The organism is Streptomyces sp. NPDC002088, assembly GCF_040296605.1.
GTDB lineage: Bacteria > Actinomycetota > Actinomycetes > Streptomycetales > Streptomycetaceae > Streptomyces.
The window spans coordinates 181,546-204,581 of record NZ_JBEOXO010000013.1; the positions used below are offsets into that span (position 1 = coordinate 181,546).

At 71.2% G+C, this 23,036-nt stretch carries 20 protein-coding genes and 1 pseudogene; 11 read left to right on the forward strand and 10 right to left on the reverse strand.

What is annotated here, in order from left to right; translation table 11 throughout:
* Positions 1 to 10: 10 nt before the first annotated feature.
* Together ABT114_RS27025 and ABT114_RS27030 are read right to left on the reverse strand one after the other, a co-directional pair.
* Positions 11 to 3,391: a CHAT domain-containing protein gene (locus ABT114_RS27025; protein WP_351145452.1), complete on the reverse strand. Its 3,381-nt coding sequence runs from the start codon at positions 3,389 to 3,391 to the stop codon at positions 11 to 13.
* Positions 3,392 to 3,394: 3 nt separating this feature from the next.
* Positions 3,395 to 3,943 (reverse strand): hypothetical protein, encoded by a 549-nt coding sequence (locus ABT114_RS27030; protein WP_351145453.1) that lies wholly within the window; start codon positions 3,941 to 3,943, stop codon positions 3,395 to 3,397.
* 238 nt (positions 3,944 to 4,181) lie between these two features.
* Here ABT114_RS27030 and ABT114_RS27035 point away from each other — a divergent pair, with 238 nt between their 5' ends.
* Positions 4,182 to 6,725, forward strand: a complete 2,544-nt coding sequence (locus ABT114_RS27035; RefSeq protein ID WP_351145454.1) for a pectate lyase-like domain-containing protein — start codon at positions 4,182 to 4,184, stop codon at positions 6,723 to 6,725.
* Positions 6,726 to 6,884: 159 nt separating this feature from the next.
* Here the strand turns inward: ABT114_RS27035 and ABT114_RS27040 are convergent, their stop codons facing one another.
* A complete protein-coding gene (locus ABT114_RS27040; RefSeq protein WP_351145455.1) occupies positions 6,885 to 7,721 on the reverse strand; it encodes a lysozyme in 837 nt (278 codons plus the stop codon).
* A gap of 99 nt (positions 7,722 to 7,820) precedes the next feature.
* On the reverse strand, positions 7,821 to 8,036 hold the full coding sequence (locus ABT114_RS27045) for a DUF4287 domain-containing protein (RefSeq protein WP_351145456.1): 216 nt from the start codon (positions 8,034 to 8,036) through the stop codon (positions 7,821 to 7,823).
* A 255-nt stretch (positions 8,037 to 8,291) separates the two neighbouring features.
* Here ABT114_RS27045 and ABT114_RS27050 point away from each other — a divergent pair, with 255 nt between their 5' ends.
* From ABT114_RS27050 to ABT114_RS27060, 3 genes and pseudogenes are all read left to right on the forward strand, one after another.
* Positions 8,292 to 8,645, forward strand: a complete 354-nt coding sequence (locus tag ABT114_RS27050) for a DUF1330 domain-containing protein (protein WP_351145457.1) — start codon at positions 8,292 to 8,294, stop codon at positions 8,643 to 8,645.
* Between the two features lie 93 nt (positions 8,646 to 8,738).
* Positions 8,739 to 9,386, forward strand: coding sequence for a hypothetical protein (locus ABT114_RS27055; RefSeq protein WP_351145458.1), 648 nt, complete (start codon positions 8,739 to 8,741; stop codon positions 9,384 to 9,386).
* Positions 9,387 to 9,451: 65 nt separating this feature from the next.
* Positions 9,452 to 9,867: pseudogene (locus ABT114_RS27060) on the forward strand (hypothetical protein).
* On the opposite strand, the gene ABT114_RS27065 reads toward ABT114_RS27060, so the two are convergent.
* Entirely contained in the window at positions 9,857 to 10,384 is a 528-nt protein-coding gene (locus ABT114_RS27065; RefSeq protein WP_351145460.1) for a hypothetical protein, read from the reverse strand. The pseudogene ABT114_RS27060 and the gene ABT114_RS27065 overlap by 11 nt on opposite strands.
* Before the next feature lie 239 nt (positions 10,385 to 10,623).
* Here ABT114_RS27065 and ABT114_RS27070 point away from each other — a divergent pair, with 239 nt between their 5' ends.
* A complete protein-coding gene (locus ABT114_RS27070) occupies positions 10,624 to 11,589 on the forward strand; it encodes an aldo/keto reductase (protein WP_351145461.1) in 966 nt (321 codons plus the stop codon).
* A gap of 35 nt (positions 11,590 to 11,624) precedes the next feature.
* Here the strand turns inward: ABT114_RS27070 and ABT114_RS27075 are convergent, their stop codons facing one another.
* Positions 11,625 to 12,251: a GNAT family N-acetyltransferase gene (locus tag ABT114_RS27075; protein WP_351145462.1), complete on the reverse strand. Its 627-nt coding sequence runs from the start codon at positions 12,249 to 12,251 to the stop codon at positions 11,625 to 11,627.
* A gap of 153 nt (positions 12,252 to 12,404) precedes the next feature.
* Positions 12,405 to 13,976 (reverse strand): hypothetical protein, encoded by a 1,572-nt coding sequence (locus tag ABT114_RS27080; RefSeq protein WP_351145463.1) that lies wholly within the window; start codon positions 13,974 to 13,976, stop codon positions 12,405 to 12,407.
* A 196-nt stretch (positions 13,977 to 14,172) separates the two neighbouring features.
* Here ABT114_RS27080 and ABT114_RS27085 point away from each other — a divergent pair, with 196 nt between their 5' ends.
* On the forward strand, positions 14,173 to 15,492 hold the full coding sequence (locus tag ABT114_RS27085) for a DUF3500 domain-containing protein (RefSeq protein ID WP_351145464.1): 1,320 nt from the start codon (positions 14,173 to 14,175) through the stop codon (positions 15,490 to 15,492).
* Between the two features lie 80 nt (positions 15,493 to 15,572).
* Here the strand turns inward: ABT114_RS27085 and ABT114_RS27090 are convergent, their stop codons facing one another.
* Positions 15,573 to 15,746, reverse strand: coding sequence for a hypothetical protein (locus tag ABT114_RS27090; RefSeq protein WP_351145532.1), 174 nt, complete (start codon positions 15,744 to 15,746; stop codon positions 15,573 to 15,575).
* A gap of 219 nt (positions 15,747 to 15,965) precedes the next feature.
* On the opposite strand from ABT114_RS27090, the gene ABT114_RS27095 reads away from it, so the two are divergent.
* Positions 15,966 to 16,433, forward strand: coding sequence for a hypothetical protein (locus ABT114_RS27095; protein ID WP_351145465.1), 468 nt, complete (start codon positions 15,966 to 15,968; stop codon positions 16,431 to 16,433).
* A 4-nt stretch (positions 16,434 to 16,437) separates the two neighbouring features.
* Here the strand turns inward: ABT114_RS27095 and ABT114_RS27100 are convergent, their stop codons facing one another.
* Positions 16,438 to 16,665 carry a hypothetical protein gene (locus tag ABT114_RS27100; protein WP_351145466.1) on the reverse strand — a complete coding sequence of 76 codons (228 nt, stop codon included), beginning with the start codon at positions 16,663 to 16,665 and terminating at the stop codon, positions 16,438 to 16,440.
* 232 nt (positions 16,666 to 16,897) lie between these two features.
* Here ABT114_RS27100 and ABT114_RS27105 point away from each other — a divergent pair, with 232 nt between their 5' ends.
* From ABT114_RS27105 to ABT114_RS27120, 4 genes are all read left to right on the forward strand, one after another.
* The gene (locus ABT114_RS27105; RefSeq protein ID WP_351145467.1) at positions 16,898 to 17,581 is read left to right on the forward strand and encodes a TetR/AcrR family transcriptional regulator; all 684 of its coding nucleotides are present in this window, start codon (positions 16,898 to 16,900) and stop codon (positions 17,579 to 17,581) included.
* Positions 17,582 to 17,588: 7 nt separating this feature from the next.
* Positions 17,589 to 18,368, forward strand: a complete 780-nt coding sequence (locus ABT114_RS27110) for an SDR family NAD(P)-dependent oxidoreductase (protein WP_351145468.1) — start codon at positions 17,589 to 17,591, stop codon at positions 18,366 to 18,368.
* Positions 18,369 to 18,389: 21 nt separating this feature from the next.
* Entirely contained in the window at positions 18,390 to 19,430 is a 1,041-nt protein-coding gene (locus ABT114_RS27115) for an NAD(P)-dependent alcohol dehydrogenase (RefSeq protein WP_351145469.1), read from the forward strand.
* A gap of 644 nt (positions 19,431 to 20,074) precedes the next feature.
* Positions 20,075 to 21,307, forward strand: coding sequence for a cytochrome P450 family protein (locus tag ABT114_RS27120; protein WP_351145528.1), 1,233 nt, complete (start codon positions 20,075 to 20,077; stop codon positions 21,305 to 21,307).
* A gap of 120 nt (positions 21,308 to 21,427) precedes the next feature.
* Here the strand turns inward: ABT114_RS27120 and ABT114_RS27125 are convergent, their stop codons facing one another.
* The gene (locus tag ABT114_RS27125; protein WP_351145470.1) at positions 21,428 to 22,915 is read right to left on the reverse strand and encodes a helix-turn-helix domain-containing protein; all 1,488 of its coding nucleotides are present in this window, start codon (positions 22,913 to 22,915) and stop codon (positions 21,428 to 21,430) included.
* Positions 22,916 to 23,036 lie beyond the last annotated feature (121 nt).

Here is a 23,036-nt window from a genome sequence, read left to right on the forward strand (position 1 = left end):
CCCATCGGGGTCACGGCCCGAAGTGCACGAACGGCGCCCAGAGGTAGGGATCGGGACGTGATCTGCGCGTCTCGTGCAGCGCGGCGTGCAGTGCGAACGCGGGGTCGAAGGCCCCGCCACGCCGGGCCGCCGTGAGCCGGTAGAACGCGGCGGCCACCGCAGCGGCGACACCGTCCCTCACCGTCCACTGCGTCGCGACGACGTGCGGAAACCCCGTCGCCTGCAACAGTCCGGCGGTGTGCGCGTGTTCGTCGGCCAGCGTGAGCTGCCCCACGGCCGTCCGGCAGGCCGAGAGGAAGGCGAGCTGCGCTCCGTCCGCGCGCAGCCGGCCGAGGTCGGACAGGCCGATACGCTCGCCGGTGGTCCCGTAGTCGTACGGCAGCAGATGGGCGCTGTCGGAGACCTCGACGTTCTGCACTCCGTGACCGGCGAAGTGGAACCAGGCGTGGTGCCGCAGCGCGTCGAGGATCCGCTCCTTCGTCGCGTCCGCGCCCAGCAGCAGGGTGCTGTGCGGGTGGCGAGCGCGGATCTCGGCGATCTCCTGTGCCACCTGCGGCAGTTCGGGGGTACCCGGCGTCTGCGGCGCCGCGACGAGCAGCCCACCGCTCCCGGACCCCGGCACGTCGGCCGCGCGTCGAGCGGCCTCGTTCAGGGCGCGCAGGGTGGGCGTGTACGAGGACACGACGCGGTCCAGCGCCGTGTGAGCGCCGGAACCGTCGTGCAGCGGGTCGTACAGCGAGACGTGTTCTCCCGCGGCATGCAGCGGCAGGAAGGACATCATCCCGGTGGGGCACCACCAGATCCTGGGCCACCGCGCGCCCGGGGCCGGTGGGCCGGTGAGCCCCAGCGCGTCGAGCACCGGCCGCACGGTGGTGTGCCACAGCCAGCGCAGTACGGCGGGTATCGCCACCTGGTGCGCCTTGTACCGTTCCTCCGGCGGGCAGTCGGGGTCCTGCGCCCGCTGCACGGCCCACAGGAAGGTCCCGGCCTGGCGGTTGAGGGAAGCGTGGTCGAGGCGCGGCAGAGGAACGACCGTGACTGTCCCGTCGCGTACCAACAGCGCATCGCAGCGGTGCTTGCTGACATTGACGAGGGCGACCGTACGTCCACCCGTGGTGCGCTGCGTCCGGTCGGCCGGAGCGGGCCGGCTCGGGGCGGGCATCAGCAGCCCTCGGCCGCGCTCCAGTAGTTCCACCGCACCGGCCGGGTCGCCCGCGCCGACGGCGCACGCGGCCGCTTGGGAGGCCAGGCCGAAGAACGCGCTGAGATTGCGCTCCTGCACGGCGCGCCCCCGGTCGGGCGCGGCGGCCCGGACCAGCAGTTCGATGCCCTCGGCGTAGGCGTGCCGGGCCTGCGCCCAGTCTCCGGCGTCGGCGAACAGGCCTCCGAGCTGGACGGCCGCCGAGACCCGGGTGCCGACCGGACTGGCGTCGCCGGCCTCCATGACCGACCGCAGGAGTCCGACGGATTCGGCGTCGGGGCGGCCCCGGCCGTCGGCGGCGGCGCGCAGGGCCCGGCAGCGGGCCAGGGCACCGACCAGGGCGGGGTAGGCGAACTGGCCGACAGCGTATCTCCGTTGCGCGGTGCGCAGGAGGTTCTCCGCCTCGGTCAGCAGGCGATCCCCGTCGGGCGTCGATGCGTGTTCGTCCAGCAGACTCGTCGCCAGATTGAGCGTCGCCAGCTGATGCGCCTGGTCCTCGGGCGTGGTCGAGGCGAGGACGTCCCGGAAGATCCGCTGGGCGGCCCGGCGCTCGTCCGAGGGGTCTTCGCCGCGCTGCCTGCGCAGCAGGGTGCCGAGGTTGTTCAGCGCGAGGAGCCTGTCGGGACCGGCGGGCAGCGCCCGCACGGCCTCATTCGTCAGGGCCAGGGCCTCCGCGTACTTCTGCCTGCGCGGCGTCGCCCCGACGATGAGCGCGGCCTGCTCCATCAATCCGTTGGCGAGGTGCAGCAGTGCCATGGCCCTCATCCGGCTGCCGGGCGGTGCCAGGTCCAAGGCCTCCGCCAGCCGCCGCACTCCGGCGTCCAGGTCCCGCGGGTCACCGGTCGTGGCGTACCACCTGACCAGCACCCGCCCGAGGGTGTCCAGCAGGATGGGGGTGCTCGTGTCCCCCCCGGGGGCCGCGTCGACGGCGCGCCGGGCGTGGTCGAGGGCGGCGCGCAGACAGTTCTCGTCGCCCGTTGCGCGATGGCGTTCGTAGAGCACGTCGGCGAGGTCGCCCCAGTACGCCGTCCGTGCCGAGTGGTTCGCCGGCAGTGCCTCGACGGCCTCGGCCAGTGCCCGCTCCGAGGCGTCGAAGTCGGCGGGGTCTCCGGTGCGTTGGGCACGGAGCATGAGCAGACGGCCGTAGCAGGCGAGCGCCGAGTGCCGGTCGTCCGCCACGGGAATCTCCCGCGCCGCGTGGGACGCCAGGCCGATCGCTTCCTCCAGTACGGCCGGGTCGTGGGTGAACACGTACCGGTCGGCCAGCACACCGGCGGCCGCGGCATGGACGTACGGGGTGGCCGGATTGCCGGGCAGGAGCGTGCGGACGGCCTCCCGGCACAGTTCGGCGGCCTCTTCCAGGCGGTCGGTTCCCTCTCCCGCCGTGGTGCGGGCGCGCAGCAGGTCCGCGCGCTGGGTCAGGAGCCGAGGGCGCTGGGAGTCACCGGCCACGATCAGGCGCAGCGCCGTCTCGTTGGCCCTTTCGGCACCGTCCAGATCCCGCAGGTCGCCGGTCGCCTCGTAACGGTCGAGGTACGCCGCGCCGAGGTTGTGGGCGAGCGTGTGACCGACCAGGTCTTTCGCGGGGACGGCCGCGACCGCCTCCTCGAGAGCGGCGACGGAGCGATCCAGCCACCCGGTCCGCTCCGGTTCGAAGGCGAACCGGCGGCGCAGCACGCGTCCGAGGAGGCCGAGGACGTCTTGGCGCCTGGACCTGCCCTCCGGGGTGTCGGCCGCGCGGGTGAGCAGGTCGATCGCCCGGTCCAGCATCACCGGATCCATGGACGTCTCGCCTCCTTCGAGCAGCCGCTCGGCCTCGACGATGGTCTGCCACAGGAGGGTTCGGGGATCGTCCGCGCGGGCCTGGCTCAGGGCGATCATGGATGCCACGTGCGTGGGGAGTTCGTCCGGCAGCACGCCGGCGATCTTGCCGAACAGGGCGAAGGCCAGCTGTCCGTCCTCCCCCGTCAGTTCACCCACTGCCAGGGCCCGGTACTGGTAGAGCCAGGCGACCGCGGCGACCCGCTCCGGGGTCGGTGTGCCGGACACGGCCCGGGCGGCCTCCTCGGCGGCGTCGGCGGACAGCACCGCGGCCGCGTCCCCGGCGCGGAACCGCTCCAGTCGCTCCCGCACGCGCCGGAGCGCCGCCGGAGGGTCGAGCTTCTCGGCCCCGTACTGCGCGTCCCGCACGCCTCACTCCTCCATGCTCCAGATGCCGAAGGGCAGTTCGCCGGGGAAGCGCCACAATCTGCTGTCGGGTCCGGTCAGCGCGTCCTGCAGTTCGGGGATCCAGTCGCGCAGCGCCTGATGGGTCGAGGGCCGCCACGCCCACAGGAAGTCGATCATGTCGTCCGGGATGGTCTCCAGCTTCTGCTCGTCGCCGCCGCCCCCGCGGAAGCGGTCCATGAACCGCTCGTACGCCTGCATGTCCCCGGTCTGGTGGAACCATCCCACGGCGTTGGCGGTGACCATCTGTCCGACGTACTCGATCAGCGCGAGCAGGTTCTGCGGAGACGCCTCCTTGCCCACGGCGAACAGGACGCCGTGGTAGAAGTCGGGGTAGAGCGACGGAATGTCCCGGGCCCCGGCCCCGGCCACGTGCCGTGACGGTACCGGCCCGGTCACGGGTTCCTCGTCCGGCGTCCAGGCGGGCGGCGCGGCGGCCTCCCTCTTCCCGCGCACCGCGGTCACCACGAACCACAGCACCACGATCACGGCGAGCAACAGGAAAAACGCCATCATGCCTCCCCCTCGGGCAACCGCCGGTTCACCACTATGAGCCAAAACCATCCCGATGTGAGCCACTTCACACAATTCATCACGCGCCTCTCGCGAGCCGACCCGCGCAAGCAGCCACCCCTGGAGGGGAATTTCCGCACCGAGGTCTTGCCTCCGTATTGCCTCACCACTTAAATCAAAGCCTGAACTAAGCCGCCAAGTAGGCGGGTTACCCCTCATCGCACCCGCAGAAAGCCAACCCATGAGACTCAGATCCCTGGGTGTCGCGCTCGCCGCCACGGCAGCGCTGGTCACCCTTCCCGCACAGATACCGGCCGCCGCGGCCGAAACCCCGTTGTCGCAGGGGAAGGCGGTGACGTCGTCGTCCGACGAGAACGCCGGCACGCCCGCGGCCAACGCCGTGGACGGCAACGCCGGGACACGCTGGTCGTCGGGCGCGAGCGACGACCAGTGGCTCCAGGTCGACCTCGGCGCCACGGCCTCCGTCACGCAGGTCGTACTCAACTGGGAGACCGCCTACGGCAAGGACTACAAGGTCCAGATCTCCCCCGACGGCAGCACCTGGAGCGACCTCAGCACCGTCACCGGCGGCGACGGCGGTACGGACACCCTCGACGTCTCCGGCCAGGGCCGCTACGTCCGGATGTACGGCGTGCACCGCGCCACCCAATGGGGCTACTCCCTCTGGGAGTTGCAGGTCTTCGGCACCGCCACCGACACCCCGACCGCCTCCTGCGACACCGCCGACGCCGCGAAGGGCAGGCCGGCCTCCGCCTCCTCGACGGAGAACGCCGGCACTCCCGCCTCCGCCGCCTTCGACGGTGACACCGGCACCCGCTGGTCCAGCCAGGCGTCGGACCCGCAGTGGGTCCAGGTCGACCTGGAGTCGGTCCAGGACCTGTGCAAGGTCGATCTGACCTGGGAGGCCGCCTACGCCAAGGAGTTCCAGATCCAGGCCTCCGCCGACGGGCAGACCTGGAGCACCCTCAGGAGCGTGACCGGCGCGACCGGCGGCTCGGCCTCCTACGACGTCAGCGGCTCGGGCCGCTACCTCCGCGTCAACGGCACCGTCCGCGCCACCGGCTACGGCTACTCGCTGTGGGAGGTCGCCGTGCACACCGGCTCCGCAGGCAGTCCGCCCGTCCAGGGCGGCGGCGACCTGGGCCCGAACGTCATCGTCGTGGACCCCTCCACGCCCAACCTCCAGCAGAAGTTCGACGAGGTCTTCGCCCAGCAGGAGACCAGCCAGTTCGGCAGCGGCCGCTACCAGTTCCTGCTCAAGCCGGGAACGTACAACGGCATCAACGCCCAACTCGGCTTCTACACCTCGATCTCCGGACTCGGCCTCAACCCCGACGACACGCAGATCAACGGGGACATCACGGTGGACGCGGGCTGGTTCAACGGCAACGCCACGCAGAACTTCTGGCGTTCGGCGGAGAACCTCGCCATCAAGCCCGTCAACGGCACCGACCGATGGGCCGTCGCCCAGGCCGCGCCGTTCCGCCGTATCCACGTCCAGGGCGGCCTCAACCTCGCCCCGAACGGCTACGGCTGGGCATCCGGCGGCTACATCGCCGACTCGAAGATCGACGGCACCGTCGGCCCGTACTCGCAGCAGCAGTGGTACACCCGCGACAGTTCGGTCGGCGGCTGGACCAACGGCGTGTGGAACATGACCTTCACCGGCGTCCAGGGCGCTCCGGCGACCGACTTCGACACCGGCCCGTACACCACCCTGGACACCACCCCGGTCTCACGCGAGAAGCCGTTCCTCTACCTCGACGGCAGTGAGTACAAGGTGTTCGTGCCCGGCAAGCGCACCAACGCCCGCGGGGTGTCCTGGCCGGCCAACGCCGGCGGCACGTCGCTCCCGCTCAGTCAGTTCTACGTCGTCAAGCCAGGCGCGACGGCCGCGACCATCAACGCCGCGCTAGCCCAGGGCCTCAACCTGCTGTTCACGCCGGGCGTCTACCACCTCGACCGGACGATCGACGTGACGCGCGCCGACACCGTGGTGCTCGGACTGGGCCTCGCCACCCTCGTGCCCGACGGGGGCGTCGACGCCCTGCACGTGGCGGACGTCGACGGCGTCAGGCTCGCCGGCTTCCTCATCGACGCCGGATCGGCCAACTCCGACACACTGCTCCAGATCGGGCCGTCCGGGGCGAGCGCCGACCACTCCGCCAACCCCACCACCATGCAGGACGTGTTCGTCCGTATCGGCGGCGCGGGTCCCGGACTGGCCACCAACTCCGTCGTCGTCAACAGCGACGACGTCATCGTCGACCACACCTGGATCTGGCGCGCCGACCACGGCGACGGCGTCGGCTGGGACACCAACCGGGCCGACTACGGACTGCGTGTCAACGGCGACGACGTTCTCGCCACCGGACTGTTCGTCGAGCACTTCAACAAGTACGACGTGCTGTGGAGCGGCGAACGCGGCCGGACGATCTTCTTCCAGAACGAGAAGGCCTACGACGCGCCGAACGCCGCCGCCATCACACACGACGGCATCGTCGGGTACGCGGCCTACAAGGTCGCCGACTCGGTGAACGAGCACGAGGCCTGGGGTCTGGGCAGCTACTGCAACTACACGGCCGATCCGACGATCGTCCAGGCCCACGGCTTCCAGGTGCCGGTCAAGTCCGGCATCAAGTTGCACGACCTGCTGGTGATCTCCCTGGGCGGTAAGGGACAGTACGCCCACGTGGTGAACAGCACGGGCGCGCCCACATCGGGGACGGACACCGTACCGTCGAAGGTCACTCAGTTCCCGTAACGGGTCAAGCCGTACGGGCACTTGTACGCCTCGGGACGGACATGGCCGTCCCGAGGCGTACGCGTCAGCCGGTGGCGAGGGCCTGCACCCTGTCCAGGGCCCCGCTGCTGCGCTGCCCCGGGGGACAACCCCCGGACCCCCGGCCGGGGCGGTGCCGCACTAGCCCTTGGCGAGGGCCTGCACCCTGTCCAGGGCCCCGTTGAACCTGTCGTGGTCGCCGACCGTCGGCCCCGACGACGTGTACTGCCACATCGTGTGGAACGACCAGCCGGCCGGCAGCGTGCCCGGATCGGACGCGTACCGCGCGATCCACAGCGGGTTCGTGGCGCCGAAGCCGCTGTAGTTGCCGGTGCACTGGGTCCACCAGCTGGTCGCCGTGTAGATCACGGCGTCGCGACCCGTGCGGGCCTTGTACGTCGTCAGGAAGTCGCGGATCCAGGAGACCATGGCGCTCTTCGTCTTGCCGTAGCAGTCGCCCCCGTACGGATTCCACTCGATGTCCAGCACGCCGGGCAGCGTCTTGCCGTCCTTGGACCAGCCGCCGCCATGGTCGACGAAGTAGTTGGCCTGGGTGGCGCCGCCAGTGGTGTCGGGGGTCGCGAAGTGGTACGCGCCGCGGATCATGCCGACGTTGTACGAGCCGTCGTACTGCTGGGTGAAGTACGAGTTCTTGTAGTACGTGCCTTCCGTGGCCTTGGTGTACGCCCATCTGACCCCGCTGTTCCACAGGGTCGACCAGGCGACGTTGCCCTGGTAGCTGGCCACGTCCACGCCCTCGGTCTGCGTGGCTTTGGCGCTGGGCGGTAAACCGTCCTGACCGTCGTGGGCCACGACTCCCATGCCCATGTGGGCGAGGCCGCGCTCGGGCGGGTCGTCGGTCGACGAGGCGGAAGCGGAAGGGGGTTGGAGGAGTGAGAACGCGCCGACCAGGATGCCGGTCACGAGCAGGGGGACGCGGCCGACCGCCGCGTATATGGGTCTTTGCACGGAACCCATCTGACCCGCTGTCGCTCGGGACCGCATCTCAAGGACCCTCCACAGCGGGACGTCACCGGGGGCCCGGCTGGTCCGTGCGAGTGACCCCGGCGGCGGTCGCTACGCCCTGCCGTCGCCCTCCGCGAGGGTGTGCGCGACGAGCGCGTTCGCGTGTCCGTGCCCCAGGCCGTGCTCGGTCTTCAGCCAGGCGACGAGTTCCATGTGCCGGGTCAGCGGCGAGCGGCGGATCAGGTCCTTCCACTCCGCGACGGGGCGGCCGTACTTCTTCTCGATCGACGGGAAGTAGCTTGCGGGGCCCTTGGCGTTCTGAGTCATGTCCTCGTCTCCGTTCCGTTCGGGTTACTGGCCGACGATTGGACCCCGTTCGCCGACGCGACTCATCGGCGCCGCGAAGAGATCTGGATCACATGGCTGTGTCGTGCAAGGCGGCGCGGCGACTACCTCCCTGGTAATCGACCCCGACCGCTCGGCCCGGCAGTCTTGTTGGTGCGGGGGCGGCCCGGGACGAGGCCGCCGGCGAAACCACCGCAGCATGTCCGCCCCGAGCGTCACGACGAAGAGGGAGATCGCATGTCCGCCTACGCCATCGGCAACCTCCGGCCCCCCACGCACCTGCCCGAAGACACGTTGACGTACATCGAGTGCGTCCAGGACACCCTGGACCCCTTCGGCGGACGGTTCCTCGTCCACGGAGCAACGCAGCGTACGGTCCCCGAGGGCTCCTGGCCGGAGGCCCTCGTCATCATCGTCTTCCCCTCCTACGCCGACGCACAGGCCTGGTACCACTCCCCCGCCTACCAGGAGCTGCTGCCCCTGCGCACCCGGCACATCGACGGCGACGTCCTCCTCATCGACGGCGTCCCCGAGGACTACGATCCTGCCGCGACCGCCCGGGCGCTGCGGGCCGCGCAGTCCGCAGCCTGAGGTGATCCGAACGGGCGCGGCCGAGTCGCGGGCCCGGCACGGCGCGTCGACGATGGGCTGGACCCCTTCGCCACCACCGCCGAGGACACCGCGATGACCCGATTCCACACCGCAGCCGCCCCCAGGTCGCGTCCTTTCGCGTCGCGTCGCCTCGCCCTGTCAGTTGTCGCGCTCGCCTGCGTCGTCGCCGTCGGTGCGCTCGCCGGGTGCGGAGGCAACAATGGAAACGGCACGGGCACCACGGCGACCGGCACGTCCGCACCGGTGACCGGCTCCTTCTCCGGGATGACGCCGTCCGCGCTGGCGTCCTCCGCGGCGTCCGCCGTCGCCTCCGCCCAGTCATCCGCATCCGCGGCGGCGTCCTCCGCCGCCGCCCGCGCCTCCGAGTTCGAGGCATCGGTCGACGCGGACACCGCTCGGGCGAGCGCCACCGCGAAGAAGGCCCTCGAAGGCGTCAAGGGACGTGGCAACGCCGTGTCCGAGGTCGGCCTGAGCGGGGTGCCGAAGGCGCAGACCGGGGGTGTCCTGGCCGTTCTGGTCCGCATCACCAACAAGACCGACAAGAAGGCCTCGTACGCGGTGCAAATCGACTTCGAGGACGCCGACGGCAAGGTCGTGGAGACCAGGTACGTCGGTGCGGAGAACCTCGCGCCCGGCGCGCGCAAGGAGCCCATCGCCTTCAGCAGGCAGTCCACCGGCATGCAGCTCACCGCCCGGCTGGCGAAGGCGCAGCGGTACTGACGCCCCGTCGGAATAACGAGGTGATCCGCGCCCGTGTCCATCCCTAACGTGATGGCATGGACACCATGGACGCGCACGGGCTGCTGAACGTGATCGACCTCGAGGCGACCTGCTGGGACGGACAGCCGCCGCCCGGAGCGAGGTCATCGAGGTCGGACTGACGGTGGTGGACCTGCAGTGCAAGGCGGACGCGGTGGCGTATCCGTTCGGCCACCCCGCCGAGCGTCACCACATCAACGCCAAGGCCCTCTTCACCGACGCCTACGGGCTGCGCAGGAGGCCGGGCATGGCGCAGGCGCTGCGCCTGGTCGGGCTGCCCCTGGAAGGACGGCACCACAGCGGCGCGGACGACGCCTGGAACATCGCGGCGCTCGTGCTCGACCTCGTGGAGCGGGGGGCCTGGCCCTTCGCGGCGGAGGTCTCCTGTTCCGTGGGAACGGGCCCGTTGCTGCGCCGGGGGGCCGGCGCCGTCAGGCGATGAGGGCCTGTCCCGGCGTGAGGCGGTCCAGAAGCTGGGAGTGGTGCAGCTCGGTCACGGGGGCAAGGAGGTCGGGGTGGCGCAGCAGTGCCGCCGCGCGCCGGTCGGCCTCGTCGGGCGCGACGAGCCGACGGAACTCCGCCGGCGTACCGGCCGTGTGATCGCCTCCTGCGACCGCGGCCACCGCGAGGCCGGCCAGTTCCGGGTCGACGAGCAGACAGGCCGCCCAGCTCGCCACGACCTCGTCGACCCAGGTGCGCCAGGCATCCGCATCGGGGTCATCGCCCTGGGCGCCGTCCGCGCCCGTGATCCAGTCAAGCCGAGCGGCGCCCCCTGGCCCCGCGATCCCGACCAGGGAGGCGTCCATCGACGTCGGGTAGCGCAGCCATGCCGCGACGGTCACGGCCTGCCGGGCCTGCACCTCGCACAGCGCGGAGGCGAGCGCGCCGCCGCAGGAGGGGTAGGCGCGGGTCAGCCACTGAGCGGTCGCCGCTATGAGCGGGGAGAGATCTTCGTGCACTGCCGGACCGTCCGAGACACTTTCGGGAACAGGGGAACAGAGGCATGGAGCAACGGGGGACATGAGAACCGTAGCCCGCGGACCGTGTCGTTCGATGTGGCCCAAACCTCTTCCGCGACGTGGTATGGGCCACAGCGCTTCGAAAATCCTGGTGATTCCGGGCCGGGTCCTCGCCTAGGGTCGTCGCGCCGGACGGCACCGCGCCGGCGCCGGATCACCGTGCCCCTGGAGGTCGAATCGTGCACTGTCGGGAACTCGGACGCAGCGGGGTGTCCGTCTCGGAGATCGGCTACGGCGCCTGGGGCATCGGCGAGTCGGCGTGGGTGGGGGCCACCGAGGACGAGTCCGAGCGCGCCCTCAACCGTGCCCTGGACCTCGGCGTGAATCTCATCGACACGGCCCGCGGGTACGGGGAGAGCGAGCGCATCGTGGGCCGGGTGGTGCGGAGCCGGCCCGGGGACCCGGTGTACGTCGCGACCAAGGTGCCGCCGAAGAACGGGCAGTGGCCCGCCTCGGACGGAGTGGATCCGGCCGACGCCTTCCCGGGCACGCACATCCGCAGCAGCCTCGAGACCAGCCTGCGCGCCGCCGGCCTCGACCACTTCGACGTGCTGCAGTTCCACGTCTGGAACGACGAGTGGGTCGGCCGCGGGGACTGGCTGGAGACGATCGACGCGCTCAAGCGGGAGGGCAAGATCCGTCTGTTCGGCGTCTCCGTCAACGACCACGAGCCGGACAGCGCCGTGGAGCTGGTGCGCAGCGGCGTCGTGGACACCGTCCAGGTGATCTACAACATCTTCGACCAGGCGCCTGCCGAGAACTTGTTCCCCTCCTGCCGGGAACACGGCGTCGGCGTCATCGTCCGTGTCGCGCTCGACGAGGGCGGGCTCACCGGCCGGATCACGGCCGGGACGTCGTTTCCCGAGGGTGACTTCCGCAACCGCTACTTCCGCGACGACCGTCCCGCAGAGGTGGAGCGGCGTGTCGCCGCGATCACCGCGGACCTGGGCATCGCCCCGGAGGACATGGCGGAGACCGCGTTGCGGTTCGTGCTGAGTGAGCCCGCCGTGTCCACCGTCATCCCGGGCATGCGCTCCGTGCGCAACGTCGAGCGCAACACCGCGCTGAGCGATGGGCGCCCGCTGTCGGGTGAAGTGCTCGGACTCCTGGCCGAGCACCGGTGGCCGCGCAACTTCTACCACTGATCACAGGCGGGCCCCGTCCGGTTCGGGACGCGCCGTCAGGGGGCGAGGGCGGTGTCCCGGCCGAGGTAGGTCAGGGGGCCCGGGTCCGGCACCGGGATCGGCTGGAAGCCGAGCCGGTCGTAGAAGGCGCGCGCGGCGGTGTTGACGGTCACCATGCCCAGGTGCACCGCCGGTACGCCGCGCTCGTGCAGGGCGGTGAGGAAGGTGTGCATCAGCTGCCTGCCGTAGCCACGTCGCTGCCACTCGGGGAGCAGGTCGATGTGCAGGTGCGCCGGGTGGGCCTTGAGTTCGGGGAGGACCATCCGCTCGGGACGATGCAGCAGACCGATCATCTCCTCCGACGGTGTCGTGGGCGGGCCCGGCAGCGGCGGATAGCGGTCGGCGACACGCGGGATCCAACGGCTGCGGAAGTCCAGGACGAACCGCTCGGTGTCGGCGGTGCCGAGGACGTAGCCGCCGACGCCGCCACGGCCGTCGTCGAGGACGAAGGCGAGCTCCGGTTCGAGATGGCAGTAGGGGGCGGCGAACAGGGTCGGCATGAGCTGTTGGTCCGGATAGACGTCCCGCGCGTCACCTCCGTTGTGCGCCGTTCTCACGCACACGTCCGCGACCCCGTCCCGGTCCGACCGGCGGTAGGGACGCACCCTCGGCTGGTGATCCATGATGGGCATCCTGCCTCTCATGGGAGCGCTCCCGCAAGACGTCGGGACGGCCGGTCCCGGTCGCCGCCGGCCGCTGGCGTGCGCCGCGGAGCCCGCACGGCAACCGCCACCGACGTGCTGCTCAGAGCCCGCTGAAGCCCACCCGGAGCCCGCTCAGGAAGAACCGGTCCCGAGGCCCTCGGTCGTGTACGCGCACTCGGTGTAGATGTAGCCGGACTCGAGCTTGGCCGTGTCGGACCCGGGCGACGAGATGCTGTCGTTCTTCGGCTTGTGCACGAAGTACGTGGTTCCGGTCGGGAGGCTGATGGTGCGCTGCGGGTACTTCTTGCCGCTGTCGCTGCAGGGGTCGAAGCCCAGCGCGAGGGTGCTGCTGAGGGAGTACGTCTTGCAGCTGCCACAGGCCTTGAGGGTGAAGCTGCCGGTGACCGGGCCCGTGTAGAGAACGGTGATCTCGTCGGGGCTGTCGTTCTTGACGGTGACCGAGATGCTGCCGCCCGAACGGGTGGTGGGCAGGCGCTTTCCGGCGGCCGGCACCGTCTGGGCGATCTCCGCCGCGATGGCGATCTTCTTGGCCAGCGCGCTGTTCTTGTTGTTCTTGTGGGCGGCGACGAACTCGGTCATGGTGGTCTGTGCCGCCTCGAAGTCACCGTCCTTGTACTGGTCGACTCCGCACGTGTACGTGCCCGAGTCGGCGCTCCCCTGGGCCCGTTGGGCATCCTTGGCGAGGGCCTGGGCGATGCCCGCCTTCTCCCCCGGCAGGCCCTCGATCTGGGAGCCGAGAGTCCCCAACCGCTCGACCGCGGCGCACGGTTCGTCTCCGCGCACGTCCTTCTCCGCGGTGCCGATGGCGGAGGCCACGGCCGGTTCGACCTTCGCGGCCTGCTCCGACTCGGGGAACGTGGTGAGCAGGTCGCCGAACCGGTTCGTCCAGGTGGCCTCGCCGCCCGCCAGTTCGTCCGACGCGCACTCGTACAGCGAGGTGGCCAGGCGGTCGTCGGGCCAGGTGGCCAGGTCACCGAGGTCGGTTCCCGACATGCTCTTCGGCACGGTGCGCAGGTACGTCAGCGGCGGTATCGCGTCGCAGTAGTCGCCGTTTCCGTACGTGGCGCCGACCGTCGTGTAGAAGGTCTTCATCCGGTCGGGCACCTGGTCGGCCGCCCGCGAACCGGCGTGGTCGGTCCGCAGGTCGCGGTAGACGGTCAGCGCCTTGCGGTAGTCGGTCTGCGCGGTACTGAACGGCTGCTTGCCGCCGGCCGCCACCAGTTGGTCGGCCTCGTCGAGGCGGTCGAGGAGCATCTGTTCGACGGCTTCGTCACGGGCGCTGTCGTACAGCACGACGCCCCCGGCCGGTACGGCGAGGAGAACCAGTCCCAGCGCGAGCGCGAGGGGCGCGCGTGGCGGCCACGCCAGACGGGTGCGCAGGCCCACGATCGCGCCGTGCGCCGCCGCCGCGAGGAGGAACAGGACGTAGAGGATGAGCGCGAACCCCGGTATGCCGTCCGGGTCGGCGGGCAGCGCCACGAGCAACAGCACCACGGTCGCGACCCAGCACGCCACCATGGGAAGCCACTTGCGCACGAGCGCGTACCCCAGGCCGAGGCCGCTGAGGTTGAGCACGGCCACCGCTACGGCCCGCGCACCGTCCGCCGGAGCGGGCGGCGGTGCCGACGGCATCGGTGGAACCACGAAGTCGTTCTGATGCGTGCCGTACCAGTCCCCGGACATGTCGGCTCCCCCCGTCAACCACGCCCGCACGTCGGTGATCTGCCAGTCTACGTGCGAGGTCGACGTGCCGACAGGGGCAGCACAGCGGCCGCACAGTACTCAGTGCCACGGGCCGCCGCTGCCGCCGGGCGCGTTCACCGGCCACTCACAGACTTCGCCCAACGGTTCTTTATCTCCGTCGTGGAGATTGAGGCGCATGCACGCACACCGATCACGCACTCCCGAAACCGAGCGCAGCCGCCGCTGGTTCATGAACAAGGCGCTGCTCGCCGGCGGTGTCGCCGCCGTGGCGACCATGACCGGCTGCTCCTCGGACTCCTCCGGTTCGTCGAGTTCCTCCGCCGCTTCCGGCGCCCCGAACGGCATGCCCTCGGGCGGCCCTTCCGGTGGTCCGGGCGGAGGCGCCGGGGGTATGGGTCCCGGGGCCAGCGAGGTGAAGTACGCCGATTTCGTGGGCGTCACCACGGACGGCAAGGTCGCCGACGACCTGTACGCGATCCACTCCACCGACGTCTCCACCGACGCGGTGGTCAAGGCAGCGCAGGCGTTCCTGGACGGGCTCTCCGCCAAGGAGCGCAAGTCCTGCACGTTCGACGTGGACGACGACGAGTGGCTGGCCTGGAGCAACGTCGACGGGTACGCACGCAAGGGCGTCCGGATGGGCGACATCACGGACAAGCAGCGCGACCTCGGCTACGCCCTGCTCGGCAAGGCCCTGTCCGCGGACGGCCTCACCCAGACCCGCAACATCATGAAGCTCAACGCGTTCCTGGGCGACTACAACGGCGGTGGCAGGGAGACCCTCACCGAGGGCGCCTACTTCTTCACCTTCATGGGCACCCCGTCGACCACGAAGCCGTGGGGGTTCCAGTACGAGGGTCACCACGTCGTCATCAACTACTTCGTGCTGGGCGACCAGGTCGTCATGACACCGACCTTCATGGGCTCGGAGCCGACCTCGGCGACGTACAACGGCGAGAAGATCACTCTCTTCAAGCCGGAGACCAAGGCCGGTCTGACGCTGCTGCGTTCGCTGACCGACGCCCAGCGCAAGAAGGTGATCTCCACGGAGACGAAGGCCGGCGACAACCTGAAGGCCGGCGCGGGCCAGGACAACCTCAAGCTCGCCTACCAGGGCCTGGTCGGCTCCGAACTCACCGCCGCGCAGCAGCAGAACCTGCTCGACCTGGTCGGCGTGTACGTCGGCTACCTGAACGAGGGGCACGCCGCGGTGAAGCTGAAGGAGGTGGAGGACCACCTGGACGAGACGTACTTCTACTGGATCGGCGAGACCAAAGACAGTTCCGCGTTCTACTACCGCGTGCACAGCCCGGTCGTGCTGATCGAGTACGACGCCCAGTCCCCGCTCGCGTACGGCAACAAGAGCAGCGGTGGCGGCATGGGCGGCCCCAACGGGACGCCGACGCAGCAGCACATCCACACCATCATCCGCACGCCGAACGGCGGCGACTACGGCGTGGACCTGCTCAAGCTCCACCTCCAGAACGACCACTGACGTCCGCCGCGAGAGCGGCAGCGCATGCGGAAGGTCCGGACCCGGGTACGGCTGGGGCCGGGCCTTACCCGTGGGCCGCGTCAGCCGCCGCCGTTCAACCGCGCGCGAAGGAGTCGCCTGCCCGGTTCGGCGCCCTTGCGGCTGTCCGCCCGGGCCTCGCGGAACAGGTCGACGAACTCGGTGTCCTTCTCGCGCTCGGCATCCTGGATGTACGTCTCCGGACGCAGCGCGGGAGCCGATCGGGTACCCGTCACTCGCGAGAACACACGGCCGGGACGAGCACTCACCCCACGCCCGAACACCGGGCCGGAACTCGAACAGATCAGCTCAAACGCCATGCCTCGCCACCCCTTCCGCCACGTAGAAATATCTACCAGCATTCAAATGCCGGGTCGGCGGGCCGCGGACGACCCGCACCCGGCGCCGGCTTTTCCTGCGCCCTGTCGGGCCTGAGCGACCACCCGGAGCGGGACATGATCGATGCGATGTGGGGATACGGCGTGGAGTGGCTCGCGGCGGCGGCTTCGGACCCCCGCGCCTGCAAGCGGGCCTGGGACCAGGGTGAGGGCATCGCACTGCTGGAGGCCGGCCGGTTCTGGGACGTGCTCAGCGTGCCCGACCGCCTCGGTCTGCTCACACTGGACCTGCTGTGGCAGCCGGACCTGCCCGTCCCCGGGCCGACACTCGTCGACACCGCGGCCCACAGAGTGGGCTTCTTCCTGCCGCCCGAGCCGGACAGCCGGTGGATCGGCGCCGGTCTGCGGCACGCGGGCAAGGGTTCCTGGATCGCTGTACCCCCGCCGTACCGGCCCGGCCGGTTCCTCGAGTGGCTCATCCCGCCCGACGGCACCGGCTCGCTGCACAAGCCCGCCACGCTGGAAACGGCGCTGCGTCAGGCCCACGGCAGGCTGACCGCACTGGCGCCGGTCTGCGGCGACTGAGCGATCAGCACCGTTCGTCGCCGACCGCCCGTGGCCCGGCCGCGAAGCCGGCGAAGGACACCCAATGCACGTCCGGGTGGGCGGGCACGGTCCGCCCCCGGGCCCGCCACTCCGCGACGAGCCCGGCGTAGATCGGGGCGCGGCACCAGGGGCCGTGGGTCGGTTCGCTACAGGGCCCGGGAGTCACCTCGCTCCCGAGCGAGCCACGCAGCGCGAGGGAAGTTCGGTCCATGCCGGAGCAACGCCGGGCCCGCTTCGGTGGTACGTGCGCACCCCGGCGCTCACCGGGTCGGGTGGGCGCGCCCCCCGTTCGGCCGCATCCACTCATCCGCTCGTCCACTCGTCCGACATTCCTATAGGGCCGTCGGTACGACGCCGGAAGCCCCCCTTACCGTCCCACTGGGACAGGAGTCCCGGCGGGTCACATGTCCCAATGGGACATCACAGGGTGTAGCCTCGCCCCCATGAAGGCAACGGAGCCCCCCGTCGTCCCGCCCGGCGGCGCCCCCGAGGACCGGCGGCAGCGCAAGGCGCGGCAGACCCGCAACGCACTGGCCGCCGCCGCCCTCGAACTGATCCTGGAGCGCGGCCTGACGGCCACGACGGTGGAGGCGATCGCGGAGCGGGCCGACGTCACGCGTCGCACCTTCAGCCGGCACTTCACCGGCAAGGAGGACGCGGCCCTCGACTTCGTCCGCGGCGACGGCGACGCCATCAACGCCCGGCTGCGCGCCCGCCCCACCGCCGAACCACCGTTGCTCGCCTACCGCAGGGCCGTACGGCAGTGGCTCGCCGACGAGGGGAACCCGGCCTGGCACCTGAGCCCGGAGATGCGGCGCCTGCTGGCCTTGCTGGACCGCGAGCCCGCCCTGTTCGCCGCCTACGAACGCATCCGGGTCGACGCCCAGGAGGAGTCGATCCGTGTCATCGCCGAGCGGCTCGGCACCCACGACGTCCGGGACGTGCGCCCGGCCGTCGTGGTCGACGCCGCCGCCGGAGTCCTCACCGCCGCGCTGCGCCTGTGGGCGCGCGGCGCGGCCGACCACGACCTGGGAGCCGCAGACCTCGCCGCCCTGGTGGAGCGGGCCTACGACGCCCTGATCTCGGAGGCCGCGTCCGCGGCCGCCGACAGCACTACCGAAGAGTGAGCACAACATGAGCACCACCCCCGTCACCGACTACTCCACCGAGTTCTCCGGGAAGACCGCGCTCGTCACCGGCGCCGCGTCCGGCATCGGCCTGGCCACCGCCCGCCGTCTGGGCGCCGGCGGCGCCAATGTCGTCATCGCCGACTACAACGCCGAGGGCGCCGAGAAGGCCGCCGCCGAGCTCAAGGCGGAGGGCATCAAGGCCGCGGCCGTCGAGCTGGACGTGACCCGGCCTCAGTCCGTCGAGGCGGCGGTGGCGTTCGCCGTCGACACGTTCGGCGGCCTGGACCTGGCCGTGAACAACGCCGGCATCGGCGGGCCGAGCGCACCGACGGGCGCGTACGACATCGACGCCTACGACCGTGTCGTACGCACCAACCTCGACGGCGTCTTCTACTCGATGCGCTACGAACTTCCGGTCATCGAGGCGGGCGGCAAGGGCGGCGCGATCGTGAACGTCGCCTCCATCCTCGGCTCGGTCGCCTTCGCGGGCTCGGGCGCGTACGTCGCCGCCAAGCACGGCGTGGTCGGGCTGACGAAGACCGCCGCCGCCGAGTACGCCGCAAAGGGCATCCGCGTCAACGCGGTCGGTCCCGGCTTCATCGAGACGCCGCTGCTCAAGAGCATGGACCAGGCCGCCTACGACGGTCTGGTGGGCCTGCACCCGGCGGGCCGCCTCGGCCGCTCCGAGGAGGTCGCCGAGCTGATCGTCTTCCTGCTGTCCGAGCGGGCCTCGTTCGTGGCCGGCAGCTACCACCTCGTCGACGGCGCCTACACGGCCGTCTGAGCAGCGGGAAGGAGTTCCGTCATGAAGGCACTGCAGTACCGCACGATCGGCGCCCCGCCCGAGGTGGTGACCGTTCCCGATCCCGAACCCGGCCCCGGCCAGGTCCTGTTGAAGGTCACCGCCGCCGGCGTGTGCCACTCCGACATCGCGGTGATGAGCTGGCCCGCCGAGGGCTTCCCGTACGACCTTCCGCTCACCCTCGGCCACGAGGGCGTGGGCACGGTCGCCGCGCTGGGCGCGGGTGTGACCGGGGTGCAGGAGGGCGACGCGGTCGCGGTCTACGGCCCCTGGGGCTGCGGGACGTGCGCCAAGTGCGCGGAGGGCAAGGAGAACTACTGCCTGCGCGCCGAGGAGCTCGGCATCCGTCCGCCGGGGCTCGGCGCCCCGGGCTCGATGGCCGAGTACCTGCTCGTCGACGACCCCCGGCACCTGGTGCCGCTGGACGGGCTGGACCCGGTGGCGGCGGTTCCGCTGACGGACGCCGGGCTCACGCCGTACCACGCGATCAAGCGCTCGCTGCCCAAGCTTGTGCCGGGTTCGACCGCGGTCGTCATCGGCGCGGGCGGTCTCGGGCACGTCGCGATCCAGCTGTTGCGCGCCATGACGCCGGCCCGGGTGATCGCCCTCGACGTCAGCGAGGACAAGCTGCGGCTCGCCCGGGAGGTCGGCGCGCACGAGGCGGTGCTGTCGGACGCGCGTGCCGCGGCCGCGGTGCGCGAACTCACCGGTGGTGTCGGAGCGGAGGCCGTGTTCGACTTCGTCGGCGCACAGCCCACCGTGACGACGGCCGGTGCCGTCGCGGCCGTCGAGGGCGATGTCACCCTCGTCGGCATCGGCGGTGGGGCGCTGCCCGTCGGCTTCGGCAGCCTGCCCTTCGAGGTGTCGGTCAACGCGCCCTACTGGGGCAGCCGCAGCGAGCTGATCGAGGTGCTGGCGCTGGCCCGCTCGGGTGCCGTGTCGGTGCACACCGAGACGTTCTCCCTGGACGAGGCCCCGCTCGCCTACGAGCGACTCCACGAAGGTCGCATCAACGGACGTGCAGTGATCCTCCCCCACGGGTGACCCTCAACTCCTGGCTCCCTCATAGCAATTCAGACACTCGGCACAGAATCGAACAGAGGCCGGGCAGTTTCGGAGCGAAGTCGCACTCGACCGCGCGAGAGCGGGCGATGACAGTGTGTACTGTGCTGCGAGCGCGCCTCGACAGAGGGGCTCGGACACCCCGCCCCGCCCGACTTCCCCTGGAATCGATTAGATGACCGAATTACCGGACAGGGTGCCGGCGGCCTCACCGCCGGCACCCTGTCCGCGCTCGCCCGCGGCGGCGCGCCGCCGCGGCCACAACGCCAACAGACCGAGCAGCGCATGGAGACAACCTCCTTGCACACCCAACTCGAGGGCCGCTCCAAGGCGTTCACCGCCGAGTTCGAGCACCTGGAGGCGCGCCACTGTCCGCCGCCGCAGGACAGCTGGCGCATCTGCATCTCCAACAGCGTCTCGACGAACCCGAGTTGGTGCAGACCCTCTTCTGCCCGGACCACCCGGCCGGACTGCCCCCGAAGGAGGTCACCCGGCAGGTGTTCCTCACACTCGGCGCCGGCTTCCAGCGGACCGCGAACCTGCTGTCCAACATTTCACCGCTCTCCGACCGCGCTGCCCCTCCGCTTCAGCCCCCCTCTCCCGCCCGACCAGCCAGGAGACCCGTCGTGACCGTCACCGGCCGCATCGCCCTCGACCCGTTCGGCACCGACATACCGGCCGAGACCGCCCGGCTGCGCGCCCTCGGCCCGGTCGTCCCCGTGGAGCTACCCGGCGGCATCCCCGCCTGGGCGCCGACGGGTTACGACACCCTCAAGCAGCTGATCCTCGACCCGCAGGTCAGCAAGGACCCGCGGCTGCACTGGCGGCTGTGGCCGGAGATCGGCGAACACCCCTCCTGGGGCTGGATCCTGGGCTGGGTAGGGGTGGTCAACATGCTCTCCACGTACGGCGGCGACCACACGCGGCTGCGCCGGCTGGTGGCGCCGAGCTTCACCCACCGGCGCACGGAGGCGCTCCGTCCCCGGGTCGAGGCGATCACGGCGGAGCTGCTCGACGCCCTGGACTCCGCCGGTGCGGACGGCAAGCCCGTCGACGTGAAGCAGAGCTTCGCGCACCCCCTGCCGATGCGGATCATCTGCGAACTGTTCGGCGTGCCTGACGAGTTGCGGGACGCCACAGGCCGGCTCATCGCGGCCATCATGGACACCACCGACCCGAGTCCGGAGCACGCTGCCTTCGTGCAGGAGCAGATCGGCACGGTGCTGGGATCGCTCATCGCGCACCGCAGTGAGCATCCGGGCGACGACCTGACCACCGAGCTCATCCGGGTGCGGGACGAGGACGGTGACCGCCTCGGCGACGAGGAGTTGCTGTACACGCTGCTGCTGGTCATCGGCGCGGGTTTCGAGACCACCGTGAACCTCATCGGCAACGCGGTCGCCGCGCTACTGAGGGACCCCGCGCAGCTGGCGGCGGTGCGGTCGGGCGAGATCGGCTGGGACGCGGTCGTCGACGAGACGCTGCGTGCGCACCCCTCGATCGCCTCGCTGCCACTACGGTTCGCCGTCAGCGACCTGACCGTCGGCGAGGTGACGATCCCGGCCGGCGACGCGATCATCACGACGTACGCGGCCGCGGGACTGGATCCCGCGCACTACGGGCCGAACGCAGGCATCTTCGACGCCGCACGCGGGGCCGACGACCATCTGGCGTTCGGTATCGGCGTGCACCGCTGCATCGGCGCGCCGCTGGCCCGGATGGAGGCCCTGACCGCGCTGCCCGCGCTGTTCGACCGGTTCCCCGACCTGGCCCTCGCCGTCGGAGACGACGAGCTGCGGCAGGTGCCGTCCTTCATCGCCTTCGGCTGGCAGGAGATTCCGGTCCGGCTGCGCGGCTGATCCGCACGCCGGGGCGCGACCGGTCCCCCGTTCCGGTCGTGCCCCCGCGGCCCGTCGAACTTATGTGTACGACGGACGGGTTGTGAATCGCGTGCGTGCCCGGTGCGCGGCCCGGAGGGCTCACCCGTGCACAAGTGAGTCCGGATGGTCCGCTTCCTCCCGGCGAAGGGCCGACTGGTCGAGGTCTCCGGCCGCCATATGGGCCAGGACGACTTCGTAGAGGTCGCTGCCGGCAGCCAGGAGCCGGCGTTCGAGGACCGGTTCGGCACTGCGGACGTGGTCCCGCACGGTCTGCGCGTGGACGCCGATGGACTGCGCGGCCCGTTCGGCGTTGCCCCCGGCGGCAAGCCAGGCGCGCAGGGTGCGGCGCAGGTCGCGGGCATCCGTGTCCAGGCGGCCCAAGAGGTCGTGCGCCCAGGTGCGCAGCGCGGGGCCTGCGAGCAGGTCGCCGAGGCCGGCGTGGGCTGCCTGCGGGGTGGCGCTGTCCGCCGGGAGGCAGACCCGGGCGTTCAGCGCCAGGTGGACGGCGGCGCGGACGGTGAGCGCGGAGAAGTCGGTGCCCAGCAGGGCTTCCACGCGTTCCATGCGGGCGCGGACGGTGTTGCGACTGACGCCGAGGACCTTGGCCGCGTTGACGGCGGTGAACTCCAGGCCCAGCCGGGTGGTGGCGAGCAGTTCGGCACGGGTGTGGTGCGGCAGGGCGTCGAGCGGGCGCAGCAGTTCCGACGTCCAGGTGCACAGGGCGGCCGGGTCCATCAGGCGTTCGGGGTGGGTGCGTTCGGCGTACACCGCCGCCTGGTCCGGGCGGAAGCGGGCGACGGCGAGGGCGCTGACGGCCTGCCCATAGGCGGTGGCGGTCCGGGCGAGGCTCTGCCGGGTGCTGCCGCCGAGGTAGGTGTCGGGGCGGCCGGTGATCAGCTCGCGCAGTTTCTCGCCCGTGGCTTCGCGGGGCGTGACGACGATGAGGTGGGCGTCCACGGCGGGGCAACGGACGAGCAGTGCCTGCTCCCCGGTCGCGACCAGGCACTGCTCGGCGAGTTCGTCGCGCTCCTCGGCGCAGCCTTCGATGACGTAGACGCTGGCGCTGTCGGTGTCGAGCAGGCCGGGCCAGAGCCCAGCGGCGACCCGGCGCGCGGAGACGATGTCCTCCACCATGAGCAGTTGCAGGATGGCCAGTCGCAGATCGGCGGCGGCGCGCTTCAGCCGGCGTCCGGTCGTGGTCGTCTCGCGGGCCCTGAGCAGAACTTCGAGGACGGCGGCGGTGCGGGTGACGATGTCGGAGGCGCGCCGGTCGAAGGGGGCGGTGCGCGCCACCGCCAGCAGGCCCGCCGACGCGTGGTGCTGTAGCTCGACCCTGACGAGCCGCAGATGGCGGCCCTGCCCCTCCCAGGCGGCGGAGGCGATGCGTCCGGCGACGATGTCGGCGGCCAGGGACTCGTCGAGGGGGGTGGGAGGTCCGGCGAGGAGGGTGCCGGTGTCGTCCCGCAGCAACACGGTCGCGTCCACGGCGACGGCGAGCCAGGCGACGACCTTACGGACGTCACGTCCGGAGGGGCGCAGATGGTCGAGAAGCTCCTCCGCCCAGGTCGAGGTGTCGCCGCCCGTCATGTCGGCCTCCCCTCCTTCTGCCACTGACCTCGGCTTTCCTCGTCGGTGACGTTACCTCACCACCGGGCGGGCCTCGGCGCGGCTGCGCCCGTGGGAGCGGGTACCACGCGCGAGGCCTTCC